At 74.5% G+C, this 17,222-nt stretch carries 12 protein-coding genes; 8 read left to right on the top strand and 4 right to left on the bottom strand.

The features are described 5' to 3' along the window. Nucleotides 1-9: 9 nt before the first annotated feature. Both rph and ACL02T_RS04140 read right to left on the bottom strand, forming a co-directional pair. The gene (gene rph / locus ACL02T_RS04145) at nt 10-2,628 is read right to left on the bottom strand and encodes a rifamycin-inactivating phosphotransferase (RefSeq protein WP_412829286.1); all 2,619 of its coding nucleotides are present in this window, start codon (nt 2,626-2,628) and stop codon (nt 10-12) included. 611 nt (nt 2,629-3,239) lie between these two features. Next, on the bottom strand, nt 3,240-4,001 hold the full coding sequence (locus ACL02T_RS04140) for a hypothetical protein (protein ID WP_412829285.1): 762 nt from the start codon (nt 3,999-4,001) through the stop codon (nt 3,240-3,242). 408 nt (nt 4,002-4,409) lie between these two features. Between ACL02T_RS04140 and ACL02T_RS04135 the strand changes: the two genes are divergently transcribed. Both ACL02T_RS04135 and ACL02T_RS04130 read left to right on the top strand, forming a co-directional pair. Further along, the gene (locus ACL02T_RS04135; RefSeq protein WP_412829284.1) at nt 4,410-4,742 is read left to right on the top strand and encodes a hypothetical protein; all 333 of its coding nucleotides are present in this window, start codon (nt 4,410-4,412) and stop codon (nt 4,740-4,742) included. 162 nt (nt 4,743-4,904) lie between these two features. Next, on the top strand, nt 4,905-5,957 hold the full coding sequence (locus ACL02T_RS04130) for an NAD(P)H-dependent flavin oxidoreductase (RefSeq protein ID WP_412829283.1): 1,053 nt from the start codon (nt 4,905-4,907) through the stop codon (nt 5,955-5,957). Between the two features lie 14 nt (nt 5,958-5,971). Here the strand turns inward: ACL02T_RS04130 and ACL02T_RS04125 are convergent, their stop codons facing one another. Further along, nucleotides 5,972-6,946, bottom strand: coding sequence for a class I SAM-dependent methyltransferase (locus ACL02T_RS04125; RefSeq protein WP_412829282.1), 975 nt, complete (start codon nt 6,944-6,946; stop codon nt 5,972-5,974). A gap of 241 nt (nt 6,947-7,187) precedes the next feature. Between ACL02T_RS04125 and ACL02T_RS04120 the strand changes: the two genes are divergently transcribed. The 3 genes from ACL02T_RS04120 (at nt 7,188) to ACL02T_RS04110 (ending at nt 12,979) form a co-directional block, all read left to right on the top strand. After that, on the top strand, nt 7,188-9,884 hold the full coding sequence (locus ACL02T_RS04120) for an MGH1-like glycoside hydrolase domain-containing protein (protein ID WP_412829281.1): 2,697 nt from the start codon (nt 7,188-7,190) through the stop codon (nt 9,882-9,884). Beyond that, nucleotides 9,881-12,001: a glycogen debranching protein GlgX gene (gene glgX, locus ACL02T_RS04115; protein WP_412829280.1), complete on the top strand. Its 2,121-nt coding sequence runs from the start codon at nt 9,881-9,883 to the stop codon at nt 11,999-12,001. The genes ACL02T_RS04120 and glgX overlap by 4 nt, the downstream gene beginning before the upstream one ends. Nucleotides 12,002-12,205: 204 nt before the next feature. Further along, a complete protein-coding gene (locus tag ACL02T_RS04110; protein ID WP_412829279.1) occupies nt 12,206-12,979 on the top strand; it encodes an IclR family transcriptional regulator in 774 nt (257 codons plus the stop codon). Nucleotides 12,980-13,007: 28 nt separating this feature from the next. Here ACL02T_RS04110 and ACL02T_RS04105 read toward each other — a convergent pair whose 3' ends face one another. After that, nucleotides 13,008-14,189 (bottom strand): geranylgeranyl reductase family protein, encoded by a 1,182-nt coding sequence (locus tag ACL02T_RS04105; protein ID WP_412829278.1) that lies wholly within the window; start codon nt 14,187-14,189, stop codon nt 13,008-13,010. Nucleotides 14,190-14,499: 310 nt separating this feature from the next. On the opposite strand from ACL02T_RS04105, the gene ACL02T_RS04100 reads away from it, so the two are divergent. From ACL02T_RS04100 to ACL02T_RS04090, 3 genes are read left to right on the top strand one after another with little or no spacing between them, the layout of a single operon-like run. Further along, nucleotides 14,500-15,906 carry an MFS transporter gene (locus tag ACL02T_RS04100; RefSeq protein WP_412829277.1) on the top strand — a complete coding sequence of 469 codons (1,407 nt, stop codon included), beginning with the start codon at nt 14,500-14,502 and terminating at the stop codon, nt 15,904-15,906. Next, nucleotides 15,903-16,967, top strand: a complete 1,065-nt coding sequence (locus ACL02T_RS04095) for a Rieske 2Fe-2S domain-containing protein (protein WP_412829276.1) — start codon at nt 15,903-15,905, stop codon at nt 16,965-16,967. Before ACL02T_RS04100 ends, ACL02T_RS04095 begins: the two co-directional genes overlap by 4 nt. Next, nucleotides 16,964-17,200 (top strand): hypothetical protein, encoded by a 237-nt coding sequence (locus ACL02T_RS04090; protein WP_412829275.1) that lies wholly within the window; start codon nt 16,964-16,966, stop codon nt 17,198-17,200. Before ACL02T_RS04095 ends, ACL02T_RS04090 begins: the two co-directional genes overlap by 4 nt. The last annotated feature ends 22 nt before the right edge of the window (nt 17,201-17,222 follow it).

Raw genomic sequence — 17,222 nt, 5'->3', positions numbered from 1 at the left:
ACGTCACGATCAGCTCAGGAGCTCGACGTACCCGGTCGTCCCGTTCACCCTGATCCGCTGACCGTCCCGGATCAGCCGGGTGGCCCGCTGCACCCCCACCACGGCGGGCAGGCCGTACTCCCGGGCGACCACCGCACCGTGGGTCATCTGACCGCCCACCTCGGTCACGAGCGCCCTGATCGTGACGAACACGGGCGACCAGCTGGGATCGGTGTGGGTGGTGACCAGGATGTCGTCGGTGTCGAGGTCGACCTGCGCCATGTCCAGGACGACGCGGGCGCGCCCCTCGACGGTCCCGGCCGACACGGCCAGCCCGGCCAGCGCAGCCGCGGGGACGTCGTCGCGCCGGTAGGACCCGGAGCGGGCCTCGCCGTCCGACGTGAGCACCCGCGGCGGCGTGAGCGCCTGGTACCCGCGGTACTCCTCCTTGCGGCGGCTGATGAGCCCCCGGTCGGCACGCCCGTCGCGGACGACCTCGCACAGCTCGTCGAACCGCAGGTGGTAGATGTCCTCGCGGTCGGCCACGACGCCGTCGCGCACGAGGCGGTCGGCCTCCCGCAGCAGGGCCTGCCGATAGCGGGAGTAGCGGCTGACCATGCCGAACTTGGGGTACTCGCGGTACCCGATGTAGGTCCGCAGCCGGTCGATCATGGTCTTCGTCTCGGCCGCCCGCCGGTCCCCGTCGGGCAGGGCCCGCAGCCGGGCGAGCAGCTCCTGCTCCTTCTCCCACGCCTCCTGCCGCCCCTGCTCGACGCGCCGCCGGCTCTCCCCGGGCTCGGCGTGCTCGACGTGACCGAGCAGCACGGGCACCAGGACGCCGGGCTGCTCGCTCCATCGGGGCCTCGTGATGTCGATCTCGCCGGCGCAGCGCATGCCGTAGGTGTCGAGGTAGGCGCGGATCGCGTCCCGCGTCTCGCGGCCGCCCGCGACCCGGGGCAGCTCGTCGAGGAAGTCGTCGTCCGTGACGCCGCGCAGGAACTCCACCACCGCCGGGTGTGCGCGGACGACATCGGCGACGTCGAGGAGCGCGAGCCCCATCTCCGAGGTGACGCTGTTCGGGACCGCCCGGGTGAGCGTGTCGGCCGCGCCCTCCTCCCCCAGCCACTCGCGCAGGTGCTCCTCGAGCCACCACGCCGCGTTCATCGCCGTCATGAACACGCGGTGGCTGAACGGGTCGAACAGCAGCCGCCGCAGCTCCTGGAGGTCCTCGCGGATGAAGTCGAGCAGGTCCGTTCCCCGGCGGGCGCGGATCTCGCGGTCGAGGACGGCCAGCGACGCCCGGGTCCGTCCGATCAGCTCGTCGACGACGGCCGGGTCGGGGTCGACCGGGTCCGTCCGTGGGACGGCACGTGGTTCGCCGTCCGACTCCGCCGAGGGCTCCCCGAGGAGGCCGCCGGCCAGAACCGTCCGCAGCGCGTCCGCCATGAGCGGGTCGGACCGGTCCATGGCCTCGAGCAGGTTCTGCCGGCCGGCCGCCGAGGCCAGCATCGGGGTGGCGTCGACGAACAGCCGCCCGCCGGCCTCGGCCATCGGCCGCGGTGTCGTCATCTGCCAGAACGAGAGCCCGAGCGGCGCCATCGCGTCGGTCATCATCTGCTGGTGCCCGACGGACAGGTAGACGTGGTCGCCCCCGTCGTCGGCCGGAGGGACGGGGAACAGCGTGGTGATCGGGCGGCTCTGCACGATCCGGACGTCGTCGCCGGCCAGGCACCACTCGACGTCCTGCGGGCGCCCGAAGTACGCCTCGACGCGGCGGCCCAGGTCCGCGAGGCGCAGCACCTGGGCCTCGGTGAGCGCCGGCTCCTGCCGGAGCCCCGGCGCGACCTCCTGCGGCCGGGTCCCGCCGCCGGCCGTGGCCCGGAGCGCCCGGTCCTTCGTGGCGATCGTCCGGTCGACGACGGCGCCGTCACGCACCGTGAAGCGGTCGGCGTTCACCAGGCCGGAGACCAGGGGCTCGCCGAGCCCGAGAACGGCCTCCACACTGGTGACCCGCCGGTTCGACGTCACGGGGTCGGCCGTGAACAGCACGCCCGACGCGTCCGGGACGATCATCTCCTGCACGACGACGGCCATCCGGACCTGCCGGTGCCCCACGCCGGCGCGCAGACGGTAGGCCACCGCACGCTCGGTGAACAGCGAGGCCCAGCACCGCCGGACGTGGTCGAGGACGGCTGCGGCGCCCACGACGTTCAGGTACGTGTCCTGCTGGCCGGCGAAGGAGACCGTCGGGAGGTCCTCGGCGGTCGCGCTGGACCGGACGGCGTAGGCGGTCGTGTCGCGGAGCGGGCCGGTGATGGCGGCCGCCAGGTCCTCGGGGACGGGAAGGGCCACGACGACCTCGCGGATCTCGGTGCTCAGCGCCGCGACGGCGTCCCGGTCGTGCGGGTCCAGGCGCGACAGCCGGTCGAGCCGGTCCTCGAACGCCGGCACCCCCGCCGTCACCCGCCGGAACGCCTCCGTCGTCACGCAGAACCCGGGCGGCACGTCGACGCCCTCGATCCGCGAGAGCTCCCCCAGGTGCGCGCCCTTCCCGCCGACCAGCCCGATCCGGGCGCCGTCGATCTGCTCGAACCCCAGCACGGGACGACCGGGCGCGACGCCCGTCACCGCCCCGTTGCCGCCACCCACCACGGCTTCCCCCCGTCGTCATCGGCTGCGGCCACCGTCCACGCAGCGCGTATCCCGGTGACGGCCGCAGAGTGTGCGGCACCCACCGGGTCTTGTGGCAAGCCCCCCTGGGCGCTATAGGTTGGAGTGGGACGAAGATCGGTCGATCACGGTGGACGCTCGGCCCTCGAGCCGATCCCGCCGCCGGAAGACCACCCGGGCCGGCGCCGACGGAGACCGGGCGGACCGCGCCGCCGTGCCGCAGCACTGCGAGTACCGCCGGCGACAAGGTCGTGCACCGTTCGTGTCCGGCTGGTGCGCACCTCGGCGGCCCGCGCGAGCCCCGGGCGCGACGGCGATCCGCGAGCGAAACCTGGGCTCGGGACCTCCGAACCTGTACAGGCCGAACCTGTACACGGCGTTCGGGGTGGTGGCGCCGCCGGGAACTCGCGGGGTGCGGGTCCTCACCCTTCGTCGGAACCCGCCGGGGCGCGGCCGTGTCCCCGCCGAGCCTCAACGGCGCGGCTCTCCGGGATCGCACGGCCGCGCCTGCCGTGGGCGACGGGCGTGCCATGGGCCGGTCGGCCCGTCCTCGGAAGCGCCTCCGACCGACACGCCGGGAGGCTCCGCCGTCACCCCGGCAGGCGGCGGCGGAGTGCCGGCAGCTGCCGGGTCTCGACGTCGTGCGCCCAGGCCGCCGCGACGTCCTCGGGCCGGTCGTCGCGCAGCAGCCGGCCGAGCGTGTTGGTGTCCTTCCACGGCTCGGCCCGCGACCGCAGGGAGAGCACGAGCGTGACCCGGTGCCCGTCGGTGAGCAGCTCCGCGGTGTGCAGCAGCATCCGGCCCTGCAGCAGCACCGCCGACCCCACCCGCTGCGGCACCGCCTCCAGCTCCGACGCGGGCAGGTCGCCCCGCGCCGCCCGCACCGCCCCGACGTCGGCCGGGCCCCGGTAGACGAGCGTGCTCCCGCCCTCCTGGTTGCCGTCGGCGTGCAGCGGGACCAGCTCCACGAACGCGGGGCCGTCGCGGTGCGGCGCGATCGGCGGTCGTCCCGGCCGGTAGAAGTTCACGCCCGAGCACGACGTCGGGATCGGGTAGGGCTCCAGCTCCACCCCGGCGAGCTCGCTCAGCCGCTCCAGCCGGTCCCGGTCGTGCACGATCCGCCCCACCTCGGGCACCAGCTCCTGGACCCGGCGCAGGTGGTCGAGACCCAGGTGCCGCTCACCCGTCGTCGCGGTCTCCGCACGGATCTCCCGCGCGCGGTCGAGGACGGTGTCCAGGCTCGCGTCGTCGTAGTCGTGCCGGTAGCGCGCGAAGGCGAGGTCCGACGCGGCCTCGCTCCCGCCGTCGCCACCCGTCACCTCGATGAGCGTCCGCCGCTCGAGCACCTTCATCTCTCGACCCCCGTCCCGGTCGGCACCCGTCCCGGTCGGTGCCCGTCCGGGTGCGCGGCCCGGTTGCCCGCGACGGCCGCCGCGAAACCCGCGGAGGGGCGCCACGGCCTGGTCGGCGGGCGCGCGGGGTACGCGACGACCGCAGGGTTGCCGCACGCACCCCGCGCTCGTCGTCCGGGGAGGAAGTCCATGGCCGGGCAGTCCGCGCAGCGGTGGCGGGGCACGCCCCCTTCCCCCGGGTCCAGCTCGTCTCGCCGGTCCTCGGAGCACCTTCCCGCTGGGGCCGTGGGGGGTTGGGCTCAGAAGCGGGAAACAGGAGGATCAGGACTCGACGTCCGGGCCGGGTGCACAAGACAGGGCCGGGTAGCCCGGACCGAGTAGACGCATCTCGGAGCGAGGAGGTGGCCCATGGGCGGGGACCGACACGTGGATCTCGGGGCTGTCGATCTGTACGGGCTCATCGAGCAGCTCGTCATCCACGAGCCCCGTGCGGGCGCGGGGCCCGCGGGCGCCGGAGCGTCCCGTCGTGACGATGCGCTCGCGGCGGTGGCGGAGCTGGCCCGCATGCTCGAGGTGCCGGCCGAGGCCTCGGACGTCGACCTCGAGCAGGCGCGCCGACGGATGACCCTCCTGCTCGTCATCCGCGACTTCGTGGAACCCGCTGACGAGGACGTCGACGAGCACGTGCGGCGCTACCTCGACGAGGTGCTGGATCGGATGCGCGGCGGGGGCACCCGCTAGACGCCCCCTGGATGACCAGGACGGGGTGGAGCTGCTGCGCCCGGTCCGCAAGGGCGGACCGCCCCCGGCCCGGCGGGCAGTTCTCCCGACCCGCTGTCGACGCGAGCCGGCGGCCCGCCCGGGCGCCGACCCTGCAGCGACGCCTCCCCCGGCTGTGGTCGGATGACGGGCGTGCAACGACGCGTGACGGAGTTCTGCGAACGGTTCGGCCTGCGACTGCCGATCCTCGAGGCCCCGATGGCAGGGGCGTGCCCGCCGGAGTTGGCGATCGCGGTGGCGGAGGCGGGCGGCATGGGGGCCGACGGCGTCCTCCTCGATCCCCCCGAGCGCATCGCGGCGTGGGTCGAGCGGTTCCGGGCGGGCACGGACGGGCCGCTCCAGCTCAACATCTGGATCCCGGACCCGCCGGTCGACGACCCCGACCGCCGGCGCGCCGCCGAGGAGTACCTCGCGGGTTTCGGCGACCCGGGCGACCCGGGACCGGCCGCGCCCGACTTCGCCGAGCAGTGCGAGGCCATGCTCGAGGCCGCGCCGACCGTCATCTCCTCCATCATGGGCGTGTTCGAACCGGACTACGTCGAGCGGATGCACGCCCGCGGCATTGCCTGGTTCGCCTGCGCCACCACGCTGGCCGACGCCCTGGTCGCGCAGGAGGCCGGGGCCGACGCGGTCGTCGCGCAGGGTATGGAGGCGGGCGGGCACCGCGGCACGTTCGAGCCCGCCGCGGCCGAGCACACCGACGTCGGGCTCGTCGCCCTGCTCCCCCACCTCGTCGATCGGCTGCGCGTCCCGGTCGTCGCCGCCGGCGGGATCGGCGACGGCCGGGGCGTGGCGGCGGCGCTGGCACTCGGCGCCAGTGCCGTCCAGGTGGGCACGGCCCTCCTGCGGTCACCGGAGGCCGGGCTCGACGACGCCTGGACCTCGGCGTTGGCCGAGCTGCCTCCGGAGCGGACGGTGCCCACCCGGGCCTACTCCGGGCGGCTCGGTCGGGCCGTGCCGACGCCCTTCGTGACCGCATGGAGCCGTCCCGACGCGCCCGCGCCGGCGCCCTACCCCGATCAGCGGCGGCTGGTCGGGCGGTGGCGGCGGGGTGGCGCGGCCGGGGTGGACGCCGTCAACCAGTGGGCCGGACAGGGCGCGGCGCTCGCGCGCCGCGCGCCCGCCGGCACCATCGTGCAGGAGATGTGGGACACCGCCCGCTCCCTGCTCGCCTAGGGAATCGACGGCGGTCAGCAGCTGCTGCCCGGGTGCGGGCTCCGAGCGCACGGGTCCCGCTTGCGCAGAGCCACCTGCCAGTCCTCGAACAGCAGGTCGTACTGCCCGTGGAGCAGCGAGCGGAACGCCGTGACCGCGGGCCCGGCCGACATGCCGAACGAGTCGGGGAAGAGGGTGTGCTCGCAGTCGTCGAAGACGACGATGCCGCCGGGACGCAGCAGCCGCCAGGACATCGCCGCGTCCTGCAGCACGTCCAGGTTCCGGTGGGAACCGTCGACGTAGACGAAGTCGAAGGCGCCCTCGGGCAGGAGCGGAAGGACCTGGTGGGAGAGACCCCGCACCGTGACGATCCGGTCCGCGCACCCCGCGACGCGGACGTTGTGGTCGAAGTTGCGCTCCTGCCCCTCGTACTCGCCGAACGGCTCGACGCAGAGCAGCCGACTGCCGGGCCCGCTGAGCAGGTGCGTCGCGATCCAGCACGCCGACCGCCCCTCGTAGGAGCCGATCTCGACGGCCTGCAGCCCCGGCCGCCCGGCCAGCTGCCCGAAGTGCTCGAGCCAGTGCGTCTCGTGGTAGGAGAACCAGTCCTGCGTGTAGCGCCCCGGCCCGTCCAGCAGCTTCGGCTGGAAGCGGTCCGTGATCAGGTGCCGGACCCGGTTCGTGCTGGCCGCGGACACCGCACCCTGGGCGACGACCCGCTCCAGCAGCCCGCGGATCTGCTCGCGCCCGTAGGCGAGCCCGGCCTGGCCGATCCGGCCGGAGCGGTGCGCGGCCTCCAGGGTCTCGATCTCGGCGACCGCGGCGTCCACGATCGAGGGCACGTCCTCGTCGGCGAGACCGGCCGTGCGCATCGCCCGGAACCAGTCGAGGTAGGACGCGCGGAACGGTTCGCTGAGCACCGCCATCCGTCGCCGGATCGCCCGGACCCGGTCGGACGACCCGGTCCGTTCCTCCTGGCCCGTGCACCCCGGCGCCGAGCGGTGTGCCATCTCCGCATCCTCCCCGGTGAGCAGCAAGGGCCCGGGCCGCCTCGCTCACTCGACCGGCCCGGCGACGGCCGATCCAGGCTAGCGGCGGCACCGCCCCCGCGCAGGGTGCTTCGGCCGAGGCACTCTGCCGGCGGGGCGTGGACGGCACCGTGCGAGGGCGCGGTTCGCCTTCCCCGGGTGAGCCCCCGGGATGCACGTGGGCCGGAGACTCCGCGCCGGGCGACGGGACCGGGAGGCACGGATGGGCGTGGAGACCGAGCGGGTGCGGGGGTTCGAGAGCCTCGACGAGGGGCTGCGGACGGGTGATCCGTGGTACCGCTGGGGGCCCTACCTCAGCGAGCGGCAGTGGGGGACGGTTCGCGAGGACTACAGCCCCGACGGCGAGGCCTGGTCCTACCTGCCGCACGACCGGGCCAGGTCCCAGGCCTACCGGTGGGGCGAGGACGGCCTGGCCGGCTTCTCCGACGTCGAACAGCGGCTCTGCCTCGGCCTGGCCCTGTGGAACGGGCGGGACCCGATCCTCAAGGAGCGGATCTTCGGGCTCACCGGACCCGAGGGGAACCACGGCGAGGACGCCAAGGAGTACTGGTGGTACCTCGACGCCGTCCCGAGCCACGCCTGGAACCGCTGGCGCTACCACTACCCCCAGCGCGCCTTCCCCTACGAGGACCTGGTGGCGACGAACGGGTCGCGCGGCCGCCGGGATCCCGAGTACGAGCTGCTCGACACCGGCGCCTTCGACGACGACCGCTACTGGGTGGTCGAGGTGCACTACGCGAAGGCCGACCCGGACGACCTGCTGGTGACCGTCGAGATCACCAATGCCGGGCCCGAGCGGGCCGAGGTGCACGTCCTGCCGAGCATCTGGTTCCGCAACACCTGGTCCTGGGGCCCCGCCGCGACGGCACCGGCGATGCGCGCGACCGGCCCGGCGTCCGTCGCGGTGCCGCACCCCTTCCTCGGGGGCCTGGAGCTGACCGCGGGCCCCGGCCCCGACGGGACCGCACCCGACCTGCTGTTCTGCGACAACGAGACCAACCTGCAGCGCCTCTACGGTCGCCCGGGACCGCGGTACCCGAAGGACGGGATCAACGACCACGTCGTGCACGGCGCGACCACGGTGAACCCGGACCGCACCGGGACCAAGTGCGCGGTGCACCACCGGGTGGCGGTCGACCCGGGTGCGACCGCGGAACTGCGTCTGCGGCTGCGCCCCGAGGACCGGCCCGCCGACCTGGGCGAGGAGTTCGCACGGGTCCGCGACCTGCGGCGCGCGGAGGCGGACGAGTTCTACGCCGAGCTGACGCCCGCGGCGGCCTCCGCCGACGAGGCGAACGTGATGCGCCAGGCCTTCGCCGGGCTGCTGTGGAGCAAGCAGCTCTACCACTACGACGTCGCGCGCTGGCTCGACGGCGACGCCGGCCAGCCCGCGCCGCCGGACTCCCGGCACCGGGGACGCAACGCCCGATGGCGGACCTTCAACTCCTTCGACATCATGTCGATGCCGGACAAGTGGGAGTACCCCTGGTTCGCGTCCTGGGACCTGGCCTTCCACTGCGTCGCGCTGGCCCATGTCGACCCGGCCTTCGCCAAGTACCAGCTGCTCCTGGTGTGCCGCGAGTGGTTCCAGCACCCGAACGGCGCCCTGCCCGCCTACGAGTGGGACTTCGGCGACGTGAACCCGCCGGTGCAGGCCTGGGCCGCGGTCGAGGTGTTCGCCATCGACGGCGCGCGCGACATCGACTTCCTCTCCCGGGTCTTCGACAAGCTCCTGCTCAACTTCACCTGGTGGGTCAACCTGGAGGACTCCGACGGCTCGAACGTCTTCGAGGGCGGCTTCCTGGGCCTGGACAACATCGGCCCGATCGACCGCTCGCACCTGCCACCCGGCTACGTGCTCGAGCAGTCCGACGCGACCGGCTGGATGGCGTCCTACGCGTTGGCCATGGGGGTCATCGCGACCGTGCTGCGGCACTCCGGGCAGCGCCCGGCCGACGACCTGGTCCGCAAGTTCCTCGAGCACCTCGCCGCCATCCGCGGCGCCGTCGAGGCCGAGGGCCTGTGGGACCCGCAGACGGGTCTGTTCGCCGACCGGCTCCTGACCCCGGACGGCACCACCGTGCCCGTGGCGGTGCGGTCCATGGTCGGCGTGATCCCGATGCTCGCCGCCGGGGTCGCCGACGAGCCGATCCTGCGGCGCGCGGCGACCGCCGGTAAGCACTTCGCCGACTTCCTGGACCGGGAGGGCCTCAACGACCAGCAGGAGCTCGCCGAGCGCGGGCTGCTGCGCGGCGAACCGGGGAACCGGCAGATGCTGCTCGGGGTGGTCGGCGTCGACCGGCTCGAGAGCCTGTTCGCCCAGCTGTTCGATCCCGCCGAGTTCCTCTCCCCGCACGGCCTGCGCTCCGTCTCCGCGTACCACCGGGAGCACCCGTACGTGCTCGACGCGCCCGGCCTGCACGCCCGGATCGACTACGAGCCGGCCGAGTCGACCATCCCGATGTTCGGCGGGAACTCCAACTGGCGCGGCCCCGTCTGGTTCCCCGTCAACCACCTCGTGGTCACCTCGCTGGAGCGCTACCACCGCTTCTTCGGCGACGACTACACCGTCGAGTACCCCACCGGGTCGGGGAAGCGGATGCGCCTCGACGAGGTCGTCGGGGACCTCTGGGAACGTCTGGTCTCGCTCTTCCTCGCCGACGAGGACGGCCGCCGGCCCTGCTTCGGCGGTGTCGAGCGGCTGCAGCGCGACCCGCGGTGGAAGGACAACCTGGTGTTCTCCGAGTACTTCCACGGCGACGACGGCGCGGGGCTGGGCGCGTCGCACCAGACCGGCTGGACCGGCCTGGTCGCGGACGTGATCCGCCGCCGGCACGGCGCGGTCGGCTCGGCCGGGGACGTGTTGCGCAGGCTGCGGGACGAAGGCACGGGCCGGTGAGCGCGCCCGACCGCGCCGTGCTGCCCGGCGCGATCGCCCCGCTCGGCGCGACAGTGCGCGACGGCGGCACCAACTTCGCGGTGGCCTCGCGCGCGGACGCGATCGAGCTCTGCCTGTTCGACGGGACCGACGAGCAGCGGCACGCCCTGACCGAGTACGACGCCGGCGTCTGGCACGGTTTCGTGCCGGGTGCCGGCCCCGGGCAGGCCTACGGCTACCGCGCCCACGGCCCCTACGACCCCGCCCGGGGGCTGCGCTACAACCCCGCCAAGCTGCTGCTCGACCCCTATGCGCGGGCGGTCCGGGGCGAGGTCCGCTTCGGCCCCGAGGTGCTCGGCCACGATCCGGACGACCCGGACCGGCCGAGCCGGCTGGACTCGGCGGCGCACGTCCCGCGCGGTCTGGTCGTGGGCCCGTCCGCGACCACCGCCGGGCCGGCACCGCGGTACACCTACGCCGACACCGTGATCTACGAGGTCCACGTCAAGGGGTTCACCGCGACCCATCCCGGCGTCCCGCCCGAGCTGCGCGGCACCTACGCCGGTCTGGGGCACGACGCCGCCGTGGCCCACCTCGTCGGACTGGGCGTCACCACCGTCGAGCTGCTCCCGGTGCACCACCACGTGTCCGAGGCGTTCCTGCCCGGCCGCGGCCTCACCAACTACTGGGGCTATAACTCGATCGGCTACCTCGCCCCGCACCCCGGGTACTCCGCCGAGGTCCGCGCCGGGCGCCCGGGCGGCGAGGTCGCGGAGTTCCGGGAGATGGTCGCGGCGCTGCACCGGGCGGGTCTGGAGGTCGTGCTCGACGTCGTCTTCAACCACACCGGGGAGGGCGGCCCGGAGGGCCCGACCCTGTGCCACCGCGGCCTCGACAACGCCGGCTACTACCGGCTCGACCCGGCCGAGCCGCGCCGCTACCTCGACACCACCGGCTGCGGCAACTCGCTGAACACGGCGGACCCGTTCACGTTGCAGCTGATCATGGACTCGCTGCGCTACTGGCTCGGCGTGCTGGGCGTCGACGGGTTCCGGTTCGACCTGGCCCCCACGCTCGCCCGCGACGACGGCGGGTTCGACCGTCTCGCGGCGTTCTTCGACCTGGTCTCGCAGGACCCGGTGGTGTCGCGGGCGAAGCTGATCGCCGAGCCGTGGGACGTCGGGCGGCCGGACAGCTACGACCTCGGCCGGTTCCCGCCGCTGTGGCGGGAGTGGAACGGCCGCTACCGCGACAGCGTCCGCGACTTCTGGCGCAGCCACGACGGCCTGCTCGGCGAGTTCGCGACCCGGTTCGCGGGATCAGCCGACCTCTACGGCGGTCGCGGACGCCGACCCACCGCCTCGGTCAACTTCGTCACCGCGCACGACGGGTTCACCCTGGCCGACCTCGTGGCCTACGACGGCAAGCACAACGAGGCCAACGGCGACGGCAACCGCGACGGCGGCGACGACAACCGCTCCTGGAACTGCGGGTGGGAGGGACCGACCGACGACCCGGAGGTGCTCGCGCTCCGGGGCCGCCAGCAGCGCGCCCTGCTGACCACGCTGCTGCTCTCGTTCGGCGTCCCGATGCTGCTCGGCGGCGACGAGCTCGGCCGCACCCAGCGCGGCAACAACAACGCCTACTGCCACGACGACGAGCTGACCTGGTTCGACTGGGCGCACGTCGACGAGGAGCTGCTCGCGTTCACCCGCAGGCTGATCACGCTGCGGCGCACGCATCCGGTGTTCCGGCGGCGGCGTTTCCTCTCGGGCGTCGACTGGCGGAACCTGCGCTGGTACACCCCCGCGGGCACGATCGTCACGGGCGCCGAGTGGGCCGATCCGGGCGCGCGCAGCGTCGCCATCTACCTCGACGGCCGGGACGCGCCGGACCGCGACGCCGCCGGCGGCCTGCAGCTCGACGACGACTTCCTCGTCCTGGTCAACGCCTGGTCGGAGCCCGTGCGCTTCACCGTGCCCGACCTGCGTCCGGACCAGGCCTGGCAGGCCGAGATCGACACCTTCGCGCCGGCCGAGGTGGAGGTCCACGGCAAGCCCGCCGCGGGCGACGCCGTGACCGTGCGGCCGCGCTCGGTCGTCGTCCTGCGAGGCCCCTCCGACGGCTCCACCACCTGAGCCCGGCCTCGGCCGGCCCGGGGCCGCGATCACCCGTCCGGGACGGAAGGGGTCGGATACCGATCAGCCACGTCCACGATCGGCGATCATCGACACCTCGGCGCCCTCGTCAGCGGAGCGGGGCCCGGGTACGCCGTTCCCGGCGCGGGCGGCTGCCACACTGGGACCCCGGTGACACGGCCGGGGCGAGCAGGGAGCGGGGCGGTGGCGCGAGGGCGGCCGGCGGGTCCGACGGGCCCGGTGCTGACCCGCGGGCTGGCGCTGCTCGGCGCGTTCGGCCCGACCCGCCCGGCGCTGACGCTCAGCCAGCTGGCGCGGCACACGGGGATGCCGCTGTCGACCGCGCACCGCCTTCTCGCGGAGCTCGTGGACTGGGGCGCCCTGGAGCGCGACGACACCGGGTCCTACCGGGTCGGGCTGCGGCTCTGGGAACTCGGTGCGCTCGCCCCGCGGGGGCAGGGCCTGCGGGAACGCGCGCTGCCGTTCCTGGAGGACCTCTCCCAGATCACCCGGGAGAACGTCCAGCTCGCCGTCCGCGAGGGCACCGAGGTGGTGTTCGTCGAGCGGATCGGCGGGTCCGTCGCCGTGCCGGTGCTCACCCGGGTGGGCGGCCGGTTCGCCCTCACCGCGACCGGTGTCGGTCTCGTGCTGCTCGCGCACGCCCCCGCCGACGTGCAGGAGGACGTGCTGTCCGGCCGGATCGAGCGCTTCACCCGGTACACGGTCACCGACCCCGACCGGTTGCGCCGCATGCTCGCCGACGTCCGCGTGAACGGGTTCTCCATCAGCGACCGCCAGGTGACCACGGACGCGCTCTCGGTCGGCGCGCCGGTCCAGGACGAGCGCGGCCAGGTCGTCGCGGCCGTCTCGCTCGTGGTCCGGCACGGCACGGCCTCACCGCACGCGTTGAGCCCGCTGGTCCGGACCAGCGCCCGGGCGATCAGCCGGGCCCTCGCCGACCGGTACCGCGGCTCCTGACCGGGTCACCCCGCCCGCGCCGGACGGATCAGGTCGTCGCCGGTTCGAGCGGACGGTGCCTGCGCGGGCGGGGTGCCACACCCCGGGCCGGCCCCACGAACGCGGCGCCGATCGCCGCGAGGACGCGGGGTGCGGCGGTGCCGCGCTCCAGGCCGACCTCGACGACGGTGTCGAACACGCGCTGGTCCCGGGCGGCGGCGAGCACCGCGGCGTGGACGAAGCGCGGGCTGCGCATCAGGCGGGACAACGCGGCGGTGTGCCGGTGGTGGCGACCGAAGCAGCGGCGCAGGGCCGCGCGGTGCACCGCCCCCGCCGCCGCCCCGCAGAGCGCGGCCTGCCCGGCGAGCACCCCCGAGGCCACGGCGTCGAAGATGCCCTCGCCGGTGAGCGGGTTGACGAGCGCGGCGGCGTCGCCCGCGAGCAGCACCCGCCCGTCCGGCTGGGCGCGGGCCCCGGTGGACAGCGGGAGGCGGTGGCCGCGCACCGTCGCCGGATCGAGGTCCTGCCCCGGCAGGTGCGTGGCGAGCCCGGCGAGGAGCTCGTCACGGCTGGTCGGGGCGGTGCCGTCGAAAATCCCGTAGCCGACGTTGGCCCCTCCGCCGGCCAGTGGGAACGACCAGGCGTAGGCCGGCCGGCGACCCTCGGCGAACGCGATGTGGAGGGCGTCGGGCACCACCGGGTCCTGTGTGGTGTAGCCGCGGACGGCCACGGCCGTGCTCCGCGGCCGGGACGGGACGCCCAGGCTGCGGCGGACCACCGAGTTCGCGCCGTCGGCCCCGACGACCGTGCGTGCGGCGGTGTCGCCGTCGAGCACCACGTGGTCGCGACGCACCTCGATCCGCCGCACCCGCTGCCGCCGCACCCGTGCCCCCCGCTCGAGGCAGGCGGAGACCAGCGCGTGGTCCAGGACGGCGCGGGGCACGACCCGGTTCGGCCGCGCGCAGCTCCGGTCGACCACGGCGCCCCACGGCGAGCGCACGTGCAGGCGGGGTACGGCGGCGCCCAGCCGGGCGAGGTCGGGCAGGCCGAGGGCGGCGAGGAGGTCGAAGACGCCGGCGGCGATCCCGTCGCCGCAGGTCTTGTCCCGGGGGAAGGTGGCGGCGTCGACCAGCAGCACACGGGCCGCCGGGTCGAGCCGGAGCACCCGGAGGGCGGCGGCCGCGCCCGCCGGGCCCGCGCCGACCACGGCGACGTCCCACATCTCCGTCATCCCGACCTCCCCCGCGGCCGGGACGCCGACGACGCGCGAGGTGGTACCCGGCCCGTCCCGTATCGAACCACCCGGCGCGCCGCGACGGGACGCGATCCGGCGGCCGCGCACAAACACTTCCATTTCCCGGAAGTCGGGTTCGGTCGCGCCGGACGGCGCACGCATGCTCTCGACACCGCCGCGGGGACCCGGGCGGCGCCCGCTCCCACCACCACCGCACGGCGCGGTCCGGTGCGGGCCGAAGACGCAGTCGACGACGGAGTGCTGCCATGCCTTCTCCCACCCCATCCGCACCCGAGGGCCGGCGCGCATGAGCGCCACCGTCCGGGACCTGATCGACGACCGGCCGATGTCCCGCTTCCAGTGGGGCGCCGTCGTCGTGTGCGTGCTGCTGAACATGCTCGACGGCTTCGACGTGCTGGTCATGGCCTTCACCGGCAAGTCCGTCTCCGCCGACTGGGGCCTCTCCGGCGCCCAGCTGGGCCTGCTGCTCTCGGCCGGTCTGATCGGCATGGCCGTCGGGTCGATGGTCGTGGCCCCCTGGGCCGACCGCCTCGGCCGCCGCCCGATCGTGCTCGGCTGCCTGGCCGTGGCCGCCGCCGCGATGCTGCTCTCCGCGGCCAGCCGGTCCCCGGTCCAGCTCGGTGTGCTCCGCGCGGTGACCGGCCTCGGCATCGGCGGCATCCTGGCCACCAGCAACGTCATCGCGGCCGAGTACGCGTCGAGGCGCTGGCGCGGTCTCGCCGTGAGCCTGAACTCCACCGGCTACGCGCTGGGCGCCACCGTCGGCGGCCTGCTCGCGGCCGTGCTCATCGGCCAGCTCGGCTGGCGGTCGGTGTTCCTCGTCGGCGGCCTCGCCACCCTCGCGTCCATCCCGCTGGTGTGGTGGCGGCTGCCCGAGTCGCTGGACTTCCTGCTCGCCCGCCGCCCGGTGCGCGCCCTCGAGCGGGTCAACGCCCTGCTCGCCCGCATGGGCCACGCGGCACTCGGGGAACTGCCCGAGCGGACCGCCGCACCGAAGGGCGTCGGCGCCGGCTACCAGGAGCTGCTGACCCCGCGCCTGCGCCGGACCACGCTGGTGCTCTGGGTCGTCTTCTTCTGCATCATGGCCGGCTTCTACTTCGTGACGAGTTGGACGCCGACCCTGCTCACCGAGGCCGGCCTCTCCCCCACGGCCGGGATCGCCGGCGGCACCCTGCTCAACGTCGGCGGGATCTTCGGCGCCGCGCTGCTCGGGCTGCTGGCCGCGAAGTTCGCCCTGCGCACCGTCCTCGCGTCGTACCTGGTCGCCACCGGTGTGCTGCTGGCGGTCTTCATCGGCGCCTCGTCGTCGCTCACGCTGGCCTTCGTGATCGCCGCCGTGCTCGGCGTGTTCGTCAACGGCTGCGTCGCCGGGCTCTACGCCCTCACCCCCACGGTCTACGACCCGGAGGTCCGGACCACGGGTGTGGGCACCGGCCTGGCCATCGGCCGCGCCGGCGCGATCCTCGCCCCGACGCTGGCCGGCACGCTGCTCGACGGCGGTTGGACGCCCGCGCAGCTCTACATCGCCTTCGGCGCGGTCTTCGTCCTGACCGCCGCCCTGCTCTTCCTCCTCCGCCTCCGCGGCCCCGCCCGGAAGACCGGGGCGGCCTCGAACGACGCGGCCTCGACCACGAACACCGCCTCGCCCGCCGCCGAGCCCACCACCCTTCGAGCCGAGGGAGCCTCCTCATGAGCACGATCCCCCGCGACCAGTGGTACGTCGCCGCCTACGGCTCCGAGATCCGCCACGAGCTGTTCTCCCGCACCCTCTGCGACGAGCCGATCCTGTTCTGGCGCACCGAGTCCGGTGAGGTCGTCGCGAACTCCGACCGCTGCGTGCACCGCCGCTTCCCGCTGTCGCAGGCCCCGTCCCGGCTGGTCGACGACACGGTCGTCTGCGGCTACCACGGCTTCACCTACGGCTCGGACGGCAAGTGCGTCGCCGTGCCCGGCCAGACCCGGGTGCCGCGCACCGCCCGGCTCACCCCGTACCCGGTCGTCGAGCTCGACTCGCTGGTCTGGATCTGGATCGGCGACCCCGAGCTGGCCGACCCCACCCGCATCCCGCGCGCCCCCTACCTGGCCTCACCGGGCTTCACGACGGTCCGCGGGAGGGAGCCGCTGGCCGCCCGCTTCTCGCTGCTGGTCGACAACTTGCTCGACCTGTCGCACGAGACCTACCTGCACGGCGGCTACATCGGCACCCCCGAGGTCGCCTCGACCCCGATCTCCACCGAGGTCGACGACGAGGCCGGCATCGTCTACGTCTCCCGGCACATGGACGACGCCGAGTGCCCGCCCTTCTACTCGCGGTCCACCGGCCTGCAGGGGCGGATCGCCCGCTGGCAGGACATCGAGTACGCCCCGCCGTGCCTGTACAAGCTGCACAGCCGGATCGCACCCGTCGGCTCCGTCCCGAACCCCGACGGCACCGATCCGGACGCCTTCCACGTCGAGGTCGTCTACGCGATCACCCCGGAGACCGAGCACTCCACGCACGACTTCTGGATGGTCGCCCGCGACTTCGCGCTCGACGACGCCGAGGTCTCGGCCTTCCTCGCCGAGAACAACCGGACCGTCGTGCTGCAGGACGTCGAGGCGCTCGACGTCCTCGAGCAGGTGATCCAGGGCGAGCCGGAGGGCTACCAGGAGCTTTCGATCAACATCGACACCGGCGGGCTGGCCGCGCGGCGGATGCTCGCCCGGATGGTCGGGCAGGCCCCGCGCAACGCCCCGGCGGCCCCCGTCCGATGAGCGCCGGCATCCCGGAGGCCCCGCCCGTCCTGGGCGGCGACCGCGTCTACCGCATCCACTGGGTCCTCGGCACCGACCGGCTCCGCGCGGTCTGCCACTGCGGCAGCGAGCGGATCTTCGAGGACCCGGTGGAGCTGTGGGAGTGGCTGCTCGCCCACCCGGACGGCCACGAACCCACCGACACCGGCGCCGGCCCGGCGCCCACCCGCGAACCGGCCCCCGCGTCGGCCTGACGCGACGGCCCGTACCGAGGAG

This window comes from Pseudonocardia oceanicola, assembly GCF_047200735.1.
Classification (GTDB): domain Bacteria; phylum Actinomycetota; class Actinomycetes; order Mycobacteriales; family Pseudonocardiaceae; genus Pseudonocardia.
The sequence above is the reverse complement of the archived record's forward strand: the minus strand, read 5'-3'. Positions and strand labels throughout refer to the sequence as shown.

Excerpts from the sequence above, each read along its gene's own strand:
- ACL02T_RS04125 (WP_412829282.1), bottom strand. The coding sequence starts at position 6,946 with ATGGCACACCGCTCGGCGCCGGGGTGCACGGGCCAGGAGGAACGGACC.
- ACL02T_RS04100 (WP_412829277.1), top strand. The coding sequence starts at position 14,500 with ATGAGCGCCACCGTCCGGGACCTGATCGACGACCGGCCGATGTCCCGC.
- ACL02T_RS04105 (WP_412829278.1), bottom strand. The coding sequence starts at position 14,189 with ATGACGGAGATGTGGGACGTCGCCGTGGTCGGCGCGGGCCCGGCGGGC.
- ACL02T_RS04095 (WP_412829276.1), top strand. The coding sequence starts at position 15,903 with ATGAGCACGATCCCCCGCGACCAGTGGTACGTCGCCGCCTACGGCTCC.
- ACL02T_RS04130 (WP_412829283.1), top strand. The coding sequence starts at position 4,905 with ATGACGGGCGTGCAACGACGCGTGACGGAGTTCTGCGAACGGTTCGGC.
- ACL02T_RS04135 (WP_412829284.1), top strand. The coding sequence starts at position 4,410 with ATGGGCGGGGACCGACACGTGGATCTCGGGGCTGTCGATCTGTACGGG.
- ACL02T_RS04120 (WP_412829281.1), top strand. The coding sequence starts at position 7,188 with ATGGGCGTGGAGACCGAGCGGGTGCGGGGGTTCGAGAGCCTCGACGAG.
- ACL02T_RS04140 (WP_412829285.1), bottom strand. The coding sequence starts at position 4,001 with ATGAAGGTGCTCGAGCGGCGGACGCTCATCGAGGTGACGGGTGGCGAC.
- ACL02T_RS04090 (WP_412829275.1), top strand. The coding sequence starts at position 16,964 with ATGAGCGCCGGCATCCCGGAGGCCCCGCCCGTCCTGGGCGGCGACCGC.